Source organism: Marinobacter halophilus, assembly GCF_003007685.1.
Taxonomy (GTDB): Bacteria; Pseudomonadota; Gammaproteobacteria; order Pseudomonadales; family Oleiphilaceae; genus Marinobacter; species Marinobacter halophilus.
Window position 1 is genome coordinate 238,746 of record NZ_PXNN01000017.1, and the last position, 16,545, is coordinate 255,290.

The window sequence follows — 16,545 nt, forward strand, 5'->3', positions numbered from 1 at the left end:
TTAACGTGGGGTCTCTTACCCCACGAGCTCATTTAAGATTGTTTTACAGTCCGAGTCCGTGACTCCATTCACACTCTTTTACGTTCTTCGTACAATCAGAAACAAATATCGGAGAGTTCACATTACGCTCAGGAATCTTCCTTACTGCCGTCGTAAAACCATTCGAAGGGCTTTTCCTGAGTCACTGGCTCTGCCCAGGACACCTTGCCATCCTGCAAGCGATAGCCAATCACCTTGTTAGAAGAAACGCCAAGCCGGTGCTCATGCTCGATAACCATCACCTGTTCGCTACTTTGCTCATTCACCCGGCCAGTATAGAGAATGGCCGCAGCGTTAATCTGCCCACGCTGGGCAATGGATTTAATGGCAGCCCGATACATTTTTATTTTTGCCGCCGCAGGCATATTGTCCGCCTGTCCGGAAATATTAAGACGCTTAACGGTTTCTCCATCCTTCATCATCATCCAGGCTGCCGGCATGCTTGGACTGTCTGCCCGCAGTGTATCCTGGTATTCCTCGGTCGCCTGCTCTGACAAGCGAATCAACTGCTGCTGAGCCCCCACAATAATCATCGCGACATCCTCTTCCGTGAGCGTTTCTTTACCAGCGCTTTCCTGTGCCTGTGCCATCGGGGCGCCAACGGCCATAACCGTAAAGGATGTGGCAAGGGCGAGTTTTCTGAATCTGCTCATAAAGCAACTTCCATTCTTGTTTTATGGATTTTCAGTCCACAGGCTAAAAAAATCGGTAAAATACCATTCAGCCTGTTTACCTGATCGTACTATTAGATCAGCGGCCGTCCCGATCGGACAACGGCCGTTTTGTGCATCGCGTATCATTCTTCCAATTTTTAACGGAGTTAGCTTGGCCTTTCCCCTCTGCCAGCCCATCACCCGAGATCAATACAAGCAACTGTGCCAGCATGCCTCGGCTCAATCGGACTTCGTGTATCTCGGCAGTCAGGCCGCCACCGGTGGCCGCGGCGCTGCCAGGGGTTTCAGCTGCCAGGCGGTTGAGCAGATTATTGTGGAGAGCGCTCCGGAAACCTTTGTCGATACCGTCGCGCTGGCCCGGAAAATGGAAATACTGGCGGATCCCTACCGGTTGGAGCCTACCCACACCGAGCCATCGCCCTGCCCTTTGATTGGCGGCTGGCTCGGCAACATTGCTTATGAGTTCGGCTATGCACGGGAGCCGCGGCTGAACCCGCTGATGTCAGAACAACGCTTCCCGCTGTTTTTTGCCGGGCTGTACCTGTGGGTCGCCAGCGAGGATCTTGAGGACGGACAACACTACCTCTGGGTTCACCCGCAATTACCTGCAGCGCAACAGGTTCAACTCACCGACTGGCTGCAGTCCCCGGATGCGAAACAGCCAGCAGGCAGCGGCTGGGCCATCACCCAGGATTTTCAACCCACACAAAACCCGGACGCCTTTCGAGAGCGTGTGGGACGGGTACGCGAATACATTCAGGCCGGCGATTGCTATCAGGCCAACCTGTCCCAATCCTTTGAAGGGCGCTTTCAGGGCGATCCCTGGGCCGCCTTTTCCGCGCTCAGCCACGCCAACCCAACCCCGTACGCCGCGTTTATCCGCCACCAGGGCACCGCGTTGGTATCGGTATCCCCTGAACGCTTTTTAGCGATCCAGGATCATGTGATCGAAACCAGTCCCATCAAGGGCACCCGCGCCAGAGGTAAGACGCCGCAACAGGATGACGCATTGGCTCAGGAGCTGCTGGCCTCCGAGAAGGACCGGGCCGAGAATCTGATGATTGTGGATTTACTGCGCAACGATCTCAGCGTCAACGCCACACCGGGCTCTGTCAAAGTCGACAAGCTGTTTGCGCTGGAGTCCTACCGCAACGTGCATCATCTGGTGAGCCACATCCGAGCCACCCTGAAACCGGGTGTCAGCCCGGTACAAGCGCTATTCGATGCTTTTCCAGGCGGCTCCATCACCGGGGCACCGAAAATCCGGGCCATGGAAATCATTCGCCAGCTGGAGCCTCATTGGCGCGGGCCTTACTGCGGGTCGGTGTTCTATTACGGGCTGGACGGCCGGTTGGACAGCAGCATTGCCATTCGCACTTTGCTGTGCGAGGCCGACGGAGCCATACGATGCTGGGGGGGCGGTGGAATCGTAGCGGATTCCGATCCGGAGGCGGAGTACCAGGAAACCCTGGCCAAGGTGCAACCGCTGATGCGGTTTCTGGAAGACTTTAAGATCTGACCGGTGCTGCCAACGATGGGCAGCACCGGCCGGAACGTTAAGCCATCAGGCGCTATGAACCGCGCTGGCTTGCAGGAACTGCTGCTTCAGATCTTCAAACTCATGAACCGCGGGGAACTGCGGGAACTCATCAATAACGTTCTGCGGCGCGTGGAACAGAATGCCTGCTTCCGCCTGGCCCAGCATGGTGGTGTCGTTGTAGGAATCACCGGCGGCGATCACCCGGTAGTTCAGCAGCTGGAAGGCACGCACCGACTGGCGCTTGGGGTCGCGCTGGCGCAGCAGGTAGTTGGTGATCTGGCCATTATCGGCGACTTCCAGCTTGTGACACAGCAGTGCCGGGTAGCCCAGCTTCTTCATCAGCGGCATGGCGAATTCGTAGAAGGTGTCAGACAAGATCACCACCTGGAAACGCTCGCGCAGCCAGTCCAGAAATTCACGGGCACCGGGCAGCGGGTCCAGTGTGCCGATCACTTCCTGAATCTCCGGCAGACCGTAGCCGTGCTCATCCAGAATGCGCAGACGCTGCCTCATCAACACGTCGTAGTCAGGAATATCCCGGGTGGTTGCCTTGAGCTCTTCAATACCGGTTTTTTCTGCAAATGCGATCCAGATTTCCGGGATCAGTACGCCCTCAAGGTCAAGACATGCGAGTTCCACAACGGTCTCCTGAACAAATGAAAAGTGGCCGGGCAGCATCGCCGCCCGAATGGTCTGAGGGCTATGATATGAAAAAGTCGGCCGGAATGCATCGTGATTTCCCGGGGCATATAGATATAGACGCTCATTCCTTCAAGCTATCAGGGGTTTGGTGGTAGCCTTGCGCGATCAGAGGAAAACAACTCCGGAGCCATATGACTGATCTCGAATCCCTACGCGCTGAGCTGGACGGCCAAAGCCCCCGGGCCATTCTGAAAGCGGCCCTGGCTCGCTTCGACAATATCGCCATCTCGTTCAGCGGCGCCGAAGACGTGGTGCTGATTGAAATGGCCCACAAGCTGACCGATAACCTCAAGGTCTTCACTCTGGATACCGGTCGGCTACACCCGGAAACCTACGAATTCATTGAGCGGGTACGTAAACACTACGGCATCGACATTGAAGTGCTGTTCCCGGACGCAACCAAGGTGCAGAACCTGGTCAACCGTAAAGGCCTGTTCAGCTTCTTCGAGGATGGTCACTCCGAGTGCTGCGGCATTCGTAAGGTGCAGCCATTGCGACGCAAACTTGCCACGGTCGACGCCTGGATCACCGGCCAGCGCAGGGACCAGAGCCCGGGCACTCGCAATGACGTGCCGGTGGTCCAGGTCGACGACGCTTTCTCCAGCGACGGCAACACCCTGGTGAAATTCAATCCGCTGGCGAACTGGAGCTCGAAAGAGGTCTGGGACTATATCCGCATGTCAGAAGCCCCCTACAACACGCTGCATGAGAGGGGGTTTATCAGCATTGGTTGCCAACCCTGCACGCGCCCCGTCTTGCCGGGTCAGCACGAGCGTGAAGGCCGCTGGTGGTGGGAAGAAGCCACCCATAAAGAGTGCGGTTTGCACGCCGGCAATTTGATTGGCAAATCCGACTGACCCTGTTCAGCGCGTCCTTCGCCACAAAAAAGCCCGCTCGTCAGCACTGACGGCGGGCTTTCTTATGGCTAGGCGCTCAATACGTCGGCAGTTCGATATCCTTGAACAGATCCTGGATTTCCGTGCGGCTGCCCTGATGAGCCACCACTCGGTCGACCATCTCCTTGGTCAGATGCGGTGCAAATCTCTGCATGAAGTCATACATGTAGCCGCGCAGGAAAGTGCCCTTCCGGAAGCCGAGGCGGGTAATCGAGGCCCGGAACAGCTTGCTGGCATCCAGGGCGACCAGATCGGTATCCACCTTCGGATCAAACGCCATACTGGCGATAATCCCGACGCCGAGGCCCAGTCGCACGTAAGTTTTAATCACGTCAGCATCGGCTGCGGTAAACACCACCTTCGGCGTCAACCCACGGGACTGGAAGGCTTCGTCCAGTTTTGATCGGCCGGTAAAGCCGAACACATAGGTAACCAGCGAATACTCGGCCAGCTCTTCGAGCGTCAATTCCTGGCCCTTAGCCAACGGATGATCCCTGGGTACGATTACGCATCGGTTCCACTTGTAGCACGGCATCATGATCAGGTCATTGAACAGATCCATGCCCTCGGTGGCGATGGCAAAATCCACCGCGCCATTGGCTGCCATTTCGGAAATCTGCATCGGCGTTCCCTGATGCATATGCAGGGAGACATCCGGATACTCTTCGATAAAACCACCGATCACCGGAGGCAGTGCGTAACGAGCCTGGGTATGAGTGGTCGCAATGCTCAGGTCGCCTCTGCGCTGATTACTGAATTCTTGGGCAATCTTCTTGATACCCTCGACCCGGCGCAGAATCTCGCCGGCCTCGCGAATAATAATCTCACCACCCGGGGTAATACGGGTGAGGTGCTTACCGCTTCTGGCAAAAACTTCCAGGCCCAGTTCATCTTCCAGCAAGCGAATCTGCTTGGAAATCCCCGGCTGAGAAGTGAAAAGCGCCTGAGCAGTGGCAGACACATTAAGATCGTGATGTGCCACTTCCCAGATATAACGCAGCTGTTGTAATTTCATTGAGACTGTCGCTCCCTGGATAAGTCTTTTACCAGATAGTACGCATAAGAAAGGTTTTTTTCATTCTTTTTGGATATACAATTCAATCTGTATTCAGTGTAGACCAAATCCCGGGTTTCGCTGCTTTGCCAACGCCTTGCGTCAGTGCAGCCCTTGACTTGCGTGTGACAAAGCACACAATCCAGTACAAACACTGCCCTGAACTCAGGAAACCATGCTGCTTACCACGAAATTTCTCAGGCCAACACCGGATCCGCGAGCCGTGCGCAGACACCGCCTGGATGCCCTGCTGGAACCCGGGCAAGGCAAGCGCTTGAATCTTATTGTGGCACCTGCCGGATTTGGCAAAACCACCCTGGTCAGCCAATGGTGTACCCGCAACAGCACAAGCACCGCCTGGCTGTCACTGGATGAATTTGATGACCAGCCCGGGCAGTTCTGGCAGTACCTTATCGGCGCCTTCAAACACGCGGGACTGATGGGGCTTGAAAACACTGAGAAACACCTGGCACGGCAACAGGATGGCGACCTGACAGCAGCCATCACTGGCCTGATCAATGCCCTCAGTGAGGATCGCAACCCCTGGCACCTGGTGCTGGACGACTACCACGTGATTGGCACAGACGCCATTCACCGGCAACTGGCCTGGTTCACCGATTATCTGCCGCCGGGCATTCTGATTACCCTTGCGTCGCGCACAGAACCCCCTCTGCCACTGGCCAGGTGGCGGGTCAGGCGCCAGGTGCAGGATGTTCATCCAGGATTGATGGCGTTCTCCGAAGACGAATGCCGCGCGTTTTTCCAGGACACCATGGCGATGACGCTGTCGGAGCAGGAAATCCGCACCATCTGCCGCCGCACCGAAGGTTGGGTTGCGGCCATGCAGCTTTCGGCCCTGTCGGGGAGAGCCGCCGCCCTGCTGCCGGGTCAATCGCAACACGCCCGGATCGTGGCCCCGGATGGCAAGCTGATCAGTGATTACGTGCTGACGGAAGTACTCCAACAGCTCCCGGATGATGTCACCGGTTTTTTGCTGGATACCGCCTGTTGTCCTCGTCTTTGCAGCTCATTGTGCAACGCCCTGCGGGATCGCGACGACAGCCAGGCCATGCTGCACCGTTTGCTCACACAGAACCTGTTCCTGATCCCGCTGGATAACCATAACGAATGGTTTCGTTATCACGACCTGTTCCGGGAAGCCTTGTTGCAACGACTTCAGCAGATCGATCCGGGCCGGGCATCGAAACTGCAAGCCCTGACCATTGACTGGTTACTGGACCATGGTCATGTGCAGGATGCGATCGCCCAGATCGTCAGCCGAAAAGATACCGAACGCCTGGCCCGGGTGCTGGCCGAGCATGGCAACAACCTGATCCATGGTGGCTATCATCTGCCTGTCCTGCAGTGGCTTGACGCCATCCCTTACAGCCAGCTGATCGATAGCCCGCAGTTGCAGATGCTGCGAATCTGGAGTCTGTTTTTTGCGAATCGGGTCGAGGGGCTGGAGCCGTTGCTGACCGAAGTCGAAGACCTGCTGGACCGGCGCGTCGCCGATTCGCATCCGGATGCGGAAGGCGCGCTGGCGATTCACAGCGAAATTTCATTAGTGCGCTCGTATCTGGCCCGCAGCCGTAATGACGAGAAAAATGCCTCTGACCTCACCCGCCAGGTGCTCAAAGACATCGATCAGATCCAGATTCCGCTCAAATCCGTGACCTACTACGGCCTTGGCCTGGATTACTTTGGCCAGGGCGAACTGAACGACGCCGAAGAGGCTCTGGCATCGGCCGTGCATTACGGTCAGATTGAGCGCAAAGCCAGCACGGTGCTGTCATCTGGCGGGCTGTTGGCGTGGATCCAATACCACCGCGGCGATACCGACCTGGCCCTGACCACCACCAGCCGTGTGCGCAACTGGGTAGATGAACACTACGCCGACCCGGCCCAGCCCCGGCTGATTTCCTGCTGGCAAAACAGTGCCCTGACGGAAATCTACCGTGAGCGCAATGAACCGGAGCTGGCGGCCAGCTATCTGTCGCCTCTACTTGAGCATGTCGAAAAAGGCACCGAGCCGGGTCAGCACGTGGTCATCCAGTACGTTCGGGGCCACCTGGCGTTCAGCGAAGGTCAGATCGAGCTAGCCATCGAGTTACTCGAAGACGCCGTCGTCATAGGCAACAAGCGCCGCGAACACATTCTGTTTGAACCACCCGCCGCGTCGGCTCTGCTGGCCCGCTGCTATCTGGCCGCCGGCCACCCGGAAAAGGCCATGAGCAGCCTGCAAGCGACGCTGAAGACACCGGCAACCAATCCCTTGAACCGGGAGCAGAATCAGATTGCTCTGGCGCGGGTCCAGGTTGCTCAGGGCGATCTTCAACAGGCCCAGGAAACCCTTTCAGCCCTGATTCCCGTGGCCGAACGCAATGCCCATAACCGCCATCTTGTGGAAATCCTTCTGGTTTACGCGGATGCCCTGGCCCAGGAACACCGGGCCGAAGAAGCCAGTGACAAGCTTGAAGCTGCCCTGGATCGAGCCGAAAACTCGGGATTTTTGAGGTTGTTTTCTGAAGAAAGCCCGACTTTGCGGCAGTTGCTGCTGGATTGCCCAAGATTACGAACGCCGGGTCGCTGGAACCGGGAACTGCTGTCCATGCTGAAAGATCAGCAGATCCGCAAATCGGCACAGCCGCGGCCCCTGCAGTTAAACTCGTCAGCTAACGCCGCCGGCGGGGTCCTCGCAGAGCCTCTCAGCCAGAGGGAGCAGGAAGTACTGGGGCTAATCAACCAGGGGCTCGCCAACAAGGACATTGCCGCCAACATCAACGTGGCCCCTGCCACCGTAAAGGCTCATATCCGGAACCTCTATGGCAAGCTTGGCGCCAGTCGCCGCACAGAAGCGCTGGCCAAGGCCAGAGAACTCGGGTTGCTGGAAGACTGACCGAAACTGTGATGCGCCGCACACTTCGCCTCAATTAAGCCTTACCACTACGCCCTTTGGACGATCCGCTTACGCCCCCTTAAGCCCTATGATTTAACCATGGTGAGGTTAACCCCTTACCGGGAATTCTGAACTTCAGGCCTTCAGACTTCTTGTTCCGCGTTGTTTCGACGCCCGGGTTCGTTCAGAACCCCTTCGACAAGAGCCAACCCTCCGGGGCTGGCTCTTTTTTTATGGCCTGAAAACAATCCGGTCAGTATTCAATAATTCGGCGAAACGGTGGCAGCGCATCCAGCAGCAACTGACCGTAACGACGGGCCACAATGCGGCGATCAAGAATGGTTACCCGCCCGGTATCCTGCTCGGTGCGCAACAAACGGCCCACGGCCTGCACCAACTTGATCGAGGCATCGGGCACGGTGATTTCCATAAACGGGTTGCCGCCGCGCTGGGTGACCCACTCGGCCAGACTGGCTTCGATGGGATCGTCCGGCACCGAGAACGGCAGGCGGGTGATCACCACGTGATGAAGATATTTGCCGGGCAGATCGATGCCCTCGGCAAAGCTGGCTACGCCGAACAATACGCTGGGCTTGCCTGCGTCAACGCGGCTACAGTGCTGGCGCAACACTTCGTTTTTGGCCATGTCGTCCTGGGTCAGGATCAGCTCCGGATAATCCGGCGCCAAGGCATCCCTGACCAGCTGCATCTGGCGGCGGGAGGTGAACAGCACCAGGGTGGCCTTCTCACCGGCCCACAAGTCCGGCAAGCGTTTGATCAGCGCCTCACCAAAGCCATCATCAGTGGGCAAGGCCGGCATCGCGGGCACTTCCACCGTGGCCATTTCGGCGTAACGGAAAGAACTGGGCACCACCAGATAGCGGCTGGCCTCCGGCAGTCCGGCCCGGGAGCGCAACCGATCAAAACGCCCTAACGCCGTCAGCGTGGCACTGGTCAGCACCGCGCCATAGGCGCGAGACCAGAGCCGGGAATACAAAAGGTTGTCGGCCAGTACCGGCGAGCTGAACAAGGCAATGTCTTCGGCATGATCCCAACGCTGACGCACGGCCCAGCGCGCCGGAGGCGGGCCTTTGCGGACCGCCGGCGCGGCTTTTTTCTCGGTATCGGCAGGGGTCGCCGCCGACGGTTCACACCAGGCTGCCCAGAGCCGTAACTGCTCCTCTGCACGACTGTGGAAAGAACCAATTACCGGGTACCAGGCGTCTGCTGTATCGCGGTCCAGCTCGGGGTCTTTGCGTTCGTCAAAGGCACTTTGCAGTTCGTCCGCCAGCGTACCCAGGTGCCTGACCAAACCGGCGGTCACAATGCGCGTTTCCGCCGCCAGTTCCGCCAGCGCATCGGGTAACTCGCCATCCGGGTAACGCCACTGGGCGCTGCGGCGTTCCTCATTGAAGTCCCAGCCAGTGTTTTGCTCGACTTCTTCGTACACTCTGCCCAGTGCAATATCCAGATCCCGGCCAGAGGTACTGATTTTTTCGACCGCTTTTACTGCCTGGGAACCACCCGGTAACCAGGGCTGCATCTTTACCAGTGCCTGAGACAGCTGTTTCAGCCATTGACGGGTAGAATTCAATGGCACAGAAGCGGCGAAATGATTAAGTGCTTTCTCCGGTAAGTGGTGGGCTTCATCAAAGATGAACAATGCGTTTTCCGGCTCGGGCAGAATCGCCCCGCCCCCCAACGCCAGGTCGGCCAGCACCAGATCGTGATTTGCCACCACCACATCGGCCTCGTCCAGATCCTTGCGGGCATCAAAGAACGCGCAGCTGTCAAAGTAGGCGCAGTGGCGATTGGTGCACTGACGGTGATCGGTGGTGACCTGGCGCCAGATATCATCAGGAATCTGCTCTGGCCAGTGATCACGATCACCATCCCACTCCCGGGAGCCATAGGTGGCCAGCATTTTCTCGAACGTCACCCGGCTGGCAGCTTCGTCATCCACGGGTTGATCGAGCAAGAACAGCGACATGCTTTCGTTGTCGCCGTGACCTTCGTCATGCAATTTGGATTCCAGGCGCGACATACACAGGTATCGACCGCGGCCTTTGGCCAGCGTCCAGCTGAAGTCCAACTTGCTGTGTTTGCGCAGATCGGGCAGGTCTTTGAGGACAATCTGATCCTGCAGCGCCACGGTCGCGGTCGAAATGACCAGGGTTTTGCCTAGCGCTTTCGCTACCGGAATCGCCGCAATCAGGTAAGCCAGCGTTTTACCGGTACCGGTACCCGCTTCCACCACGCACGTGGCCGGCGGCGAGGTACGCTGACCGTCATTGTCGGTAATGTCCGCCATGTAGCGGGCAATTTCCGCAATCATCAGGCGCTGACCATAGCGGGCCCGAATGTCTTTACCCGCCAGCACATCACGATAGCCTTGCTGAATCTGCTGTTTAACCTCGTCTGTCAGCGCCATTATCGTGGGCTCACCCAGTCACGCACCGTTCCGACCCGGAAGCGCTGACTGCCGCGGCTCATTATCACGCCGTCGTCGGTGACGCGCTCAACGGTCAGGTCGCCGAAAGCATCACCCGGGCGAAGATAGTGATTATTGATCATGACGCGGCTGGCCGTAGGATCAGACGAGTAGATATGGCTGTTGAAGGTCAAATCGGGAACACTCTTTTGAAACGAAAGCGGTAACTCCACAAGGTGTGGCACCCTGCCCTGAGAATCGGCTGGCGTCAACAGGGTTTCCCGCACCGACTGATCCGGCACGATCACCAGAGGAGCTTCATTGCCCGTCGCCGCCAACGGCTGATCAAACGACTCATCATCAATTGTCGGCGTCGGCTCTTCTATCACCACTACCGGCGGTGGACTGACGACCGGCTCAGACACGGCACCCGGCGCAAGCTCTGGCACCGGGGGTTCACTGAATGACACAGGCCAGAACAAATAGGCCATCACACCGGCGTTCACCAACAAAGCGATAACCAGCCATACCACTGGCAACACCGGCTTTTTCTTGGGGCGCCAAACCATCTGAACCTGTTGGCCGAGATCTGGCGCCTTTCCCTGCCGGCGCTCAGTTTCTGATCTTCTCAAAGCATCAAGAATATAGGACATAACTTACCCGTTACTGGCCTCGCGGGCCGCTACCAGCCGGGGAACATCGGTACCCAGGTCGTTATTGATCTGAATGATGGTCATGGGCCCGGCAATGCCATCGACGGTCAGGCCGCGGACTTCCTGATACCAGCGCACCTGCTCTGTAGTCGTCAGCCGCTTTACCCGGGCACTCTCTGCCGCGGATTCCGCCATCCGGTCAGCCAGCTGCATCATGCGTGCATCCATCCATAGCTGCTCGCCAGAGGACCCGGCAAAAAAACCATCGCCCGTTGTGTATTCGGGAGTGCGCCAGAGTACCCGAAACTCACCGAACCAATACGGCTCTAACTGTCCGAACGGCATTTCGCGGGTTTCTCCGGACAACTCGATCACCACCTTGTCATCACTCAGCGAACGTATGACCACATAGCCGGTGTCGCCTTGTGGGTTACGGAGCTGCAAGATCGCCGGACGGTTCACAAATTCCAGACTTCGGCGACTGCCTTGTCGCGCCAGGCACCCGAGCCCAGCCGTTCTGGCAAATTCACAAGCCACAGGGAACTGACTCGGGTTATAAACTTCGCCCCAGATATCGAACAGCTCTCCGAAGGCATCAGGCAAAGCCATTACGTGCTGCTGGAAATCAAAGGACGGAGCTTCAGGTTCGGTGCCAGTGTCATCAGGTGAAGTCGCCGGCAGCTCAGGCTCAGCCGGATCTTCATCATGGGCACCAGCCACCCGTTCGATCACACCAGACACCACAGGCCAATCACCTTCATCCGCCAACAACGGATCGTTGGTGGGCATATAGAACAACCAGAGAGCTCCGGTAACGGCGATCAGAACCGATACCGCCAGCAGCGCGATATGGCCGGCACGGGAAGCATTACGCCCTCCGCCGGCTTTCGCCGGGCGTCGATTACCGTGAACCTCCCGGGCAGCCTGGCGTATGTGCGCAGAGGTTATCTGGTGTTCGCCCTCAGCGTAGGCGCCCAGCAAGGCACGATCGCTGATCAGATTGATCAGGCGCGGAATGCCATGGCTTGCCTTGTACAACTTGCGAATCGCGCCAGGGGTAAAAATATCACCGCGCAAGCCGGCCACGCTCAACCGGTAACGGAGGTAGGCCGGCAAGTCTGAATCGTCGATGGCATCCAGGTGGTAACGAGCCGTCACGCGCTGGTTCAACTGGCGTAACTCGGGCAACGCCAGCATATCCTGCAGCTCAGGTTGGCCCAGCAGTACGATCTGTAGCAGTTTCTTCTCAGCGGTTTCCAGGTTGGTCAGCAACCGCAATTGCTCCAGAACCTCTGCAGAGAGGTTCTGGGCCTCGTCGATAATCAGGACTTTATGACGGCCCGCGCCATGGGCCTTGAGCAGATCTTGATTGATACCATCTACCAGTTGCTTGATGGTCGCCTCTGGCGCATGGGCGATTTCCAGCTCGTCGCAAATAGACGACAGCAGCTCGCGGGCAGACAAGCGCGGGTTCAGAATCAGGGCAATATCGACATGCTCGGGCGCATTCTCGATAAAACACCGGCACACGGTAGTTTTGCCGGTGCCGACCTCGCCGGTGATAACAATAAAGCCACCCTGCCCCTGCACGCCATACATCAGGTGCGCCAAGGCTTCTTTGTGGCGGTCACTCAGGTACAGGTAGCGGGGGTCCGGTGCAATGGAAAATGGCGGTTCCCTAAAGCCGAAAAAATCGTAGTACATGGTTCCTCAGGATCAGGGTGTAGCCTTGTCCGCACCGCTGACCAGTCGTAACTCAGCGGCCTTGCGATTCTGTTGTTTCAGGCGACGAACGCAACGCTCAAGGGTTTTCGAGATCCTTGCGTGAGAGCGAATCATCGAGATTTTTGACCAGGTTGCCCGTTCACCCGCCAGAATCATTTCCCGCACGTATTCCGGGCTGGGGTTCGACAGCATACGACGGAAGTCGCGGAATGAATAGGTAGGAGCGATGGTCACATCACCGGAATAGCGCTGGGCCATGATCGTGTGCATCTGCCCGGCGACCTGCCGTAACAGCTCCGGTCGAACCCGCTTTCTCAGATAATCAAACACGCCCTGACCGTGGAACTGCATTTCCGCTTTCATCAGATGCAGGGGAAGGTTTGCCAGTGACAGCTTCTCGTCTTGCCCACGTTGATTCAGGAAGGGTACCACATGGGGGTTGGTCTGACTGACAATGGTGAAATTCACATCATAAAGATGCATCAGTCGTTCAATCGGCAGGTCGCTGACCACCGAGCCATCCACAAACTTCAGGCGGGGCATATAGGGTAACGAGTTGCCGTAAAGATCCTTTTTCATCAGCGTCACCGGCGGGAAAATACCGGGTACCGCAGCACTGGCCAGCGCGGCGCTCCACACCTGAATATAGGGAGATGTGTAACCACACAGCAGCCGTGCTTTCTGGTGCGCCTGTATCGGCGATACGCTGATATTAATACTACGACCGGTACGCTGATAAGCCTCTTCAAAAGTATCGTCACCGATGTTGGCGCGGAGACAATTCTTCAGAGTTTCCTGGTCCATCAACCCGTCACCGCGCATTGCGCTCAATAGGCCCCGCCACTTCCACGCCTTCAGGTTATGATTCTCGGGCACCAGCATTTCCGGCACCTCGGCATCGGTATGCACCCCAAGTATCCCGGCAATAACGGCACCGATACTGGAACCGGCGATCACCTGGGGCAACAGGCCCTTCTCCCAGAGCGCCTTGATCACGCCAAAATGGAACATGCCCAAACTGGCTCCACCGCTGAGCAGCAGCGACGGGCGGCCAAAACTGGTGAGGGTATCGCGGAAAAACTGGAACTTGTCATGTACCGGGAACCCGGGCACCGGATGGTCACACAAGTAATCAAGAGACTCGCAGACCTGGGTAATATATTCCTCAATCAGGTGCTTGGTGCCCACGCGGGAGCGAGTGTACAACGCCGGGCTGCCCATATTGCCCAGATCATGATGCAAGCCCTCTCTGAGCGCCCGCTTGAGGCGCTCAACATCGTTCTGCTGTCGGTATTGCTTGAGATTACTGAGCCGATCATAGATCAGCTCATAATGGTAGAGATCGGAAGCAAAATCCTCTTTCCATTCGGCATTGCCCTCCAGAAAATCGAGCTCCAGAGCAGCCGCTTTCCACTGTTCGTAATTGGGAGCTTCCGCCAGCAACTTGCGGAATCGGGCTATCCTGGGGTCCTTGATCACCTGCGGCCTCCCGGCGTGACTGCTCAGAAATCGTCGAGCATGAAATCGTCGTCATCAGCGAATGGATCTTTCATGATCTTACCATCGTTAATCAGAAATTCACGGCGCTGAAGGAACGCATTACGCACAAACGTATACCGGTCGCCAGAAATAAACTGCTCTGCGGGAATAAAGTCCGCTCGCCTGTCGACAAGCTGGAGACCGCGCAGATAATAGGTTTCCGGGCTGTCGACTTCGTCCCAGGCAGACGGCAGCAAGAAACCGTCGGTGGCCATGCCGGTAACGTAACGGGGCGTTGCCGGGCCCAGTAAAGGCAACATCAGGTAGGGACCAGAGCCGAGCCCCCAATACCCGAGGGTCTGACCAAAATCTTCCGGGCGTTCGGGCAGCTCAAAGGCGGTTGCGACATCAAAGATGCCGCCAAGCCCGAACACCGTGTTATAGGTGAAGCGACCGGCAGCCACCACGGCCGACTCGCCTTTCAACTGCAGCAAACTGTTGCTGAAGTTACGGATTTCGGTCAGATTATTAAAGAAATTGGTGACACCGCGGTCGACAATATCCGGCGTGACCGTGCGATAAGCTTGCGCTACCGGGCGCAGAAACCAACGGTCGATAGCGTCATTGAAAGAGAATACTCTACGGTTCCAGCTCTCATAGGGATCGCTGGTATTCACCGGCGTTGAGCTATCCGGACTTGGCTCTTGCACGGTCTGCGCATGAACCTGCGCGCCAGCGAACGTCAGCACCAGCAAAAATGATGTGGCCAGCATGGACCGGCGCCGGGATAATAGGTTTTTCATTTTGCGCTCTTGGGTTGTTTAACCTGTTTCAGTTCGTCGACAATACCGGCGCTTTGTTATTTTTATAACCGTCTTCCGGAGGAAATCAGATGTCAGTACCGGGTAATCTCGTCAATTCTCTGACAATGGCCCTGCGATGGGGCGATATGGACGCCTACGGCCACGCCAATAACACGGTTTACTTTCGTTTCTTTGAAGAGGCGCGGATTATCTGGCTCGCATCGCTAGAACTTGGCGGCACCGACGAACCGACCGGCCCCGTCATTATAAAGACCAGTGCCACTTTCCTGAAAGAACTAACCCACCCCGCCAATGTTGTGGTTGAAACATACGCGGACAAAGCAGGAAATACCAGTCTGGAAACTTACCACTTGCTCAAGGATTCAGAAACCGGGGCGGTGTATGCGGAAGGTTACGCGAAGATCGTCTGGATGAACCGGGCAACCCGGAAGTCTACCTCACTGCCAGACACCCTGAGGGTGCTGGCAGCAAGCTGAGCGGACTCAACGGTGGCGTACAATCACACTGCCGATGGAATAGCCGGCACCAAATGAGCAGATCACGCCCAGGTCGCCGGTTTTCAGATCATCTTTGTGCATATGAAACGCAATGATGGAGCCGGCAGAACTGGTGTTGGCATACTCATCGAGAATCACTGGCGCTTCCTCGACCGTTGCATCCCGGCCCAGAACCTTGCGAGCTATCAGTTGGTTCATGTTCAGGTTGGCCTGGTGCAACCACATCCTGGTGAGGTTGTCCGGCGCCAGCCCGAGCGATTCGAGATGACTCTGAATAGTCTCAGCGACCAGCGGTGATACCTCTTTGAAGACTTTGCGCCCCTGCTGAATGAACAGCTTGTCTGGCGCACCAATCCCCGCTTCATCTGCCCGATTCAGAAAGCCGAAGTTGTTCCGGATATTGTTGGAGAACTTGGTTTTCAGACGAGTGCCCAGAATCTCAAAGCCTTGGCCTGGCTTGGTATCTTGCTCGCGCTCGACCAGAATCGCCGTGCAGGCATCACCAAAAATAAAGTGGCTGTCCCGGTCACGGAAATTCAGATGGCCGGAGCAAATCTCCGGGCTGACCACCAGCACCGCTCTGGCAGCGCCATTCTCGACTGAGTTGACCGCGGCCTGCAGACCAAAGGTGGCCGAACTGCAGGCCACGTTCATGTCGTAGGCGAAGCCGTCAATGCCCATGGCCTCCTGCACTTCAATGGAAACTGCCGGATAGGCCCGCTGCAGGTTGGAACACGCAACAATGACCGCATCCACATCCGCGGCGGTCTTACCCGCCTGCGCCAGCGCTTCCTTGCAGGCCACCACAGCCATGTCGCACTGCACCGACGGGGCTTCGTTGTCGCGCTCGGGAATATAAGGCGCCATCCGCGTCGGATCCAGAATCCCGTCCCGGTCAATCACATGCCGGCGCTTGATTCCTGAGGCTTTCTCGATGAAAGCCGAAGACGAGGGTTGCAGAGCTGTCAACTCACCGCGGGCTATCTCTTCCGCGTGTTCGTTGTTGTGCAGCTCAACGTACTGATTGAACGCTTCAACCAGTTGATCGTTTTCAATGATGGCGGGCGGCGTATACAGGCCGGTTCCGCTGATGACGGCTTTAATCACAATTACCCCACGTCATGGTTGTAAT

General features: G+C 57.1%; 13 protein-coding genes. 4 read left to right on the forward strand and 9 right to left on the reverse strand.

Going from position 1 to position 16,545, the window contains the following annotated elements; translation table 11 throughout:
- Nucleotides 1–128: 128 nt before the first annotated feature.
- Nucleotides 129–692 carry a hypothetical protein gene (locus C7H08_RS14985; protein ID WP_106673047.1) on the reverse strand — a complete coding sequence of 188 codons (564 nt, stop codon included), beginning with the start codon at nt 690–692 and terminating at the stop codon, nt 129–131.
- Nucleotides 693–864: 172 nt separating this feature from the next.
- Here C7H08_RS14985 and pabB point away from each other — a divergent pair, with 172 nt between their 5' ends.
- Nucleotides 865–2,232 carry an aminodeoxychorismate synthase component I gene (gene pabB / locus C7H08_RS14990; protein ID WP_106673048.1) on the forward strand — a complete coding sequence of 456 codons (1,368 nt, stop codon included), beginning with the start codon at nt 865–867 and terminating at the stop codon, nt 2,230–2,232.
- Between the two features lie 45 nt (nt 2,233–2,277).
- Here pabB and thrH read toward each other — a convergent pair whose 3' ends face one another.
- Nucleotides 2,278–2,892: a bifunctional phosphoserine phosphatase/homoserine phosphotransferase ThrH gene (gene thrH / locus C7H08_RS14995; RefSeq protein ID WP_106673049.1), complete on the reverse strand. Its 615-nt coding sequence runs from the start codon at nt 2,890–2,892 to the stop codon at nt 2,278–2,280.
- 194 nt (nt 2,893–3,086) lie between these two features.
- Between thrH and C7H08_RS15000 the strand changes: the two genes are divergently transcribed.
- Nucleotides 3,087–3,812, forward strand: coding sequence for a phosphoadenylyl-sulfate reductase (locus C7H08_RS15000; protein ID WP_106673050.1), 726 nt, complete (start codon nt 3,087–3,089; stop codon nt 3,810–3,812).
- Nucleotides 3,813–3,888: 76 nt separating this feature from the next.
- Here C7H08_RS15000 and cysB read toward each other — a convergent pair whose 3' ends face one another.
- On the reverse strand, nt 3,889–4,866 hold the full coding sequence (gene cysB, locus C7H08_RS15005; RefSeq protein WP_106673051.1) for an HTH-type transcriptional regulator CysB: 978 nt from the start codon (nt 4,864–4,866) through the stop codon (nt 3,889–3,891).
- Nucleotides 4,867–5,080: 214 nt separating this feature from the next.
- Here cysB and C7H08_RS15010 point away from each other — a divergent pair, with 214 nt between their 5' ends.
- The gene (locus C7H08_RS15010; protein WP_106673052.1) at nt 5,081–7,804 is read left to right on the forward strand and encodes a winged helix-turn-helix domain-containing protein; all 2,724 of its coding nucleotides are present in this window, start codon (nt 5,081–5,083) and stop codon (nt 7,802–7,804) included.
- A gap of 253 nt (nt 7,805–8,057) precedes the next feature.
- Here C7H08_RS15010 and dinG read toward each other — a convergent pair whose 3' ends face one another.
- Genes dinG through C7H08_RS15035 form a run of 5 tightly spaced genes read right to left on the reverse strand, consistent with a single transcriptional unit; the run spans nt 8,058 to nt 14,895 of the window.
- Nucleotides 8,058–10,235 (reverse strand): ATP-dependent DNA helicase DinG, encoded by a 2,178-nt coding sequence (dinG, locus tag C7H08_RS15015; RefSeq protein WP_106673053.1) that lies wholly within the window; start codon nt 10,233–10,235, stop codon nt 8,058–8,060.
- Entirely contained in the window at nt 10,235–10,888 is a 654-nt protein-coding gene (locus tag C7H08_RS15020) for a general secretion pathway protein GspB (protein ID WP_106673054.1), read from the reverse strand. The genes dinG and C7H08_RS15020 overlap by 1 nt, the downstream gene beginning before the upstream one ends.
- Before the next feature lie 3 nt (nt 10,889–10,891).
- Nucleotides 10,892–12,592, reverse strand: coding sequence for an ExeA family protein (locus C7H08_RS15025; RefSeq protein WP_106673055.1), 1,701 nt, complete (start codon nt 12,590–12,592; stop codon nt 10,892–10,894).
- 12 nt (nt 12,593–12,604) lie between these two features.
- Entirely contained in the window at nt 12,605–14,092 is a 1,488-nt protein-coding gene (locus C7H08_RS15030; RefSeq protein WP_106673056.1) for a DUF3336 domain-containing protein, read from the reverse strand.
- A gap of 23 nt (nt 14,093–14,115) precedes the next feature.
- On the reverse strand, nt 14,116–14,895 hold the full coding sequence (locus tag C7H08_RS15035) for an MlaA family lipoprotein (RefSeq protein WP_106673057.1): 780 nt from the start codon (nt 14,893–14,895) through the stop codon (nt 14,116–14,118).
- A gap of 89 nt (nt 14,896–14,984) precedes the next feature.
- Here C7H08_RS15035 and C7H08_RS15040 point away from each other — a divergent pair, with 89 nt between their 5' ends.
- Complete coding sequence (locus tag C7H08_RS15040) at nt 14,985–15,392, forward strand: acyl-CoA thioesterase (protein ID WP_106673058.1); 408 nt, start codon at nt 14,985–14,987, stop codon at nt 15,390–15,392.
- Nucleotides 15,393–15,398: 6 nt separating this feature from the next.
- Here C7H08_RS15040 and C7H08_RS15045 read toward each other — a convergent pair whose 3' ends face one another.
- Entirely contained in the window at nt 15,399–16,520 is a 1,122-nt protein-coding gene (locus C7H08_RS15045; RefSeq protein WP_106673059.1) for a beta-ketoacyl-ACP synthase III, read from the reverse strand.
- Nucleotides 16,521–16,545: the final 25 nt, after the last annotated feature.

Coding starts and splice junctions, on each gene's coding strand:
- C7H08_RS14985 (WP_106673047.1), bottom strand. CDS start 692: ATGAGCAGATTCAGAAAACTCGCCCTTGCCACATCCTTTACGGTTATG.
- C7H08_RS15000 (WP_106673050.1), top strand. CDS start 3,087: ATGACTGATCTCGAATCCCTACGCGCTGAGCTGGACGGCCAAAGCCCC.
- cysB (WP_106673051.1), bottom strand. CDS start 4,866: ATGAAATTACAACAGCTGCGTTATATCTGGGAAGTGGCACATCACGAT.
- C7H08_RS15010 (WP_106673052.1), top strand. CDS start 5,081: ATGCTGCTTACCACGAAATTTCTCAGGCCAACACCGGATCCGCGAGCC.
- dinG (WP_106673053.1), bottom strand. CDS start 10,235: ATGGCGCTGACAGACGAGGTTAAACAGCAGATTCAGCAAGGCTATCGT.
- C7H08_RS15020 (WP_106673054.1), bottom strand. CDS start 10,888: ATGTCCTATATTCTTGATGCTTTGAGAAGATCAGAAACTGAGCGCCGG.
- C7H08_RS15025 (WP_106673055.1), bottom strand. CDS start 12,592: ATGTACTACGATTTTTTCGGCTTTAGGGAACCGCCATTTTCCATTGCA.
- C7H08_RS15035 (WP_106673057.1), bottom strand. CDS start 14,895: ATGAAAAACCTATTATCCCGGCGCCGGTCCATGCTGGCCACATCATTT.
- C7H08_RS15040 (WP_106673058.1), top strand. CDS start 14,985: ATGTCAGTACCGGGTAATCTCGTCAATTCTCTGACAATGGCCCTGCGA.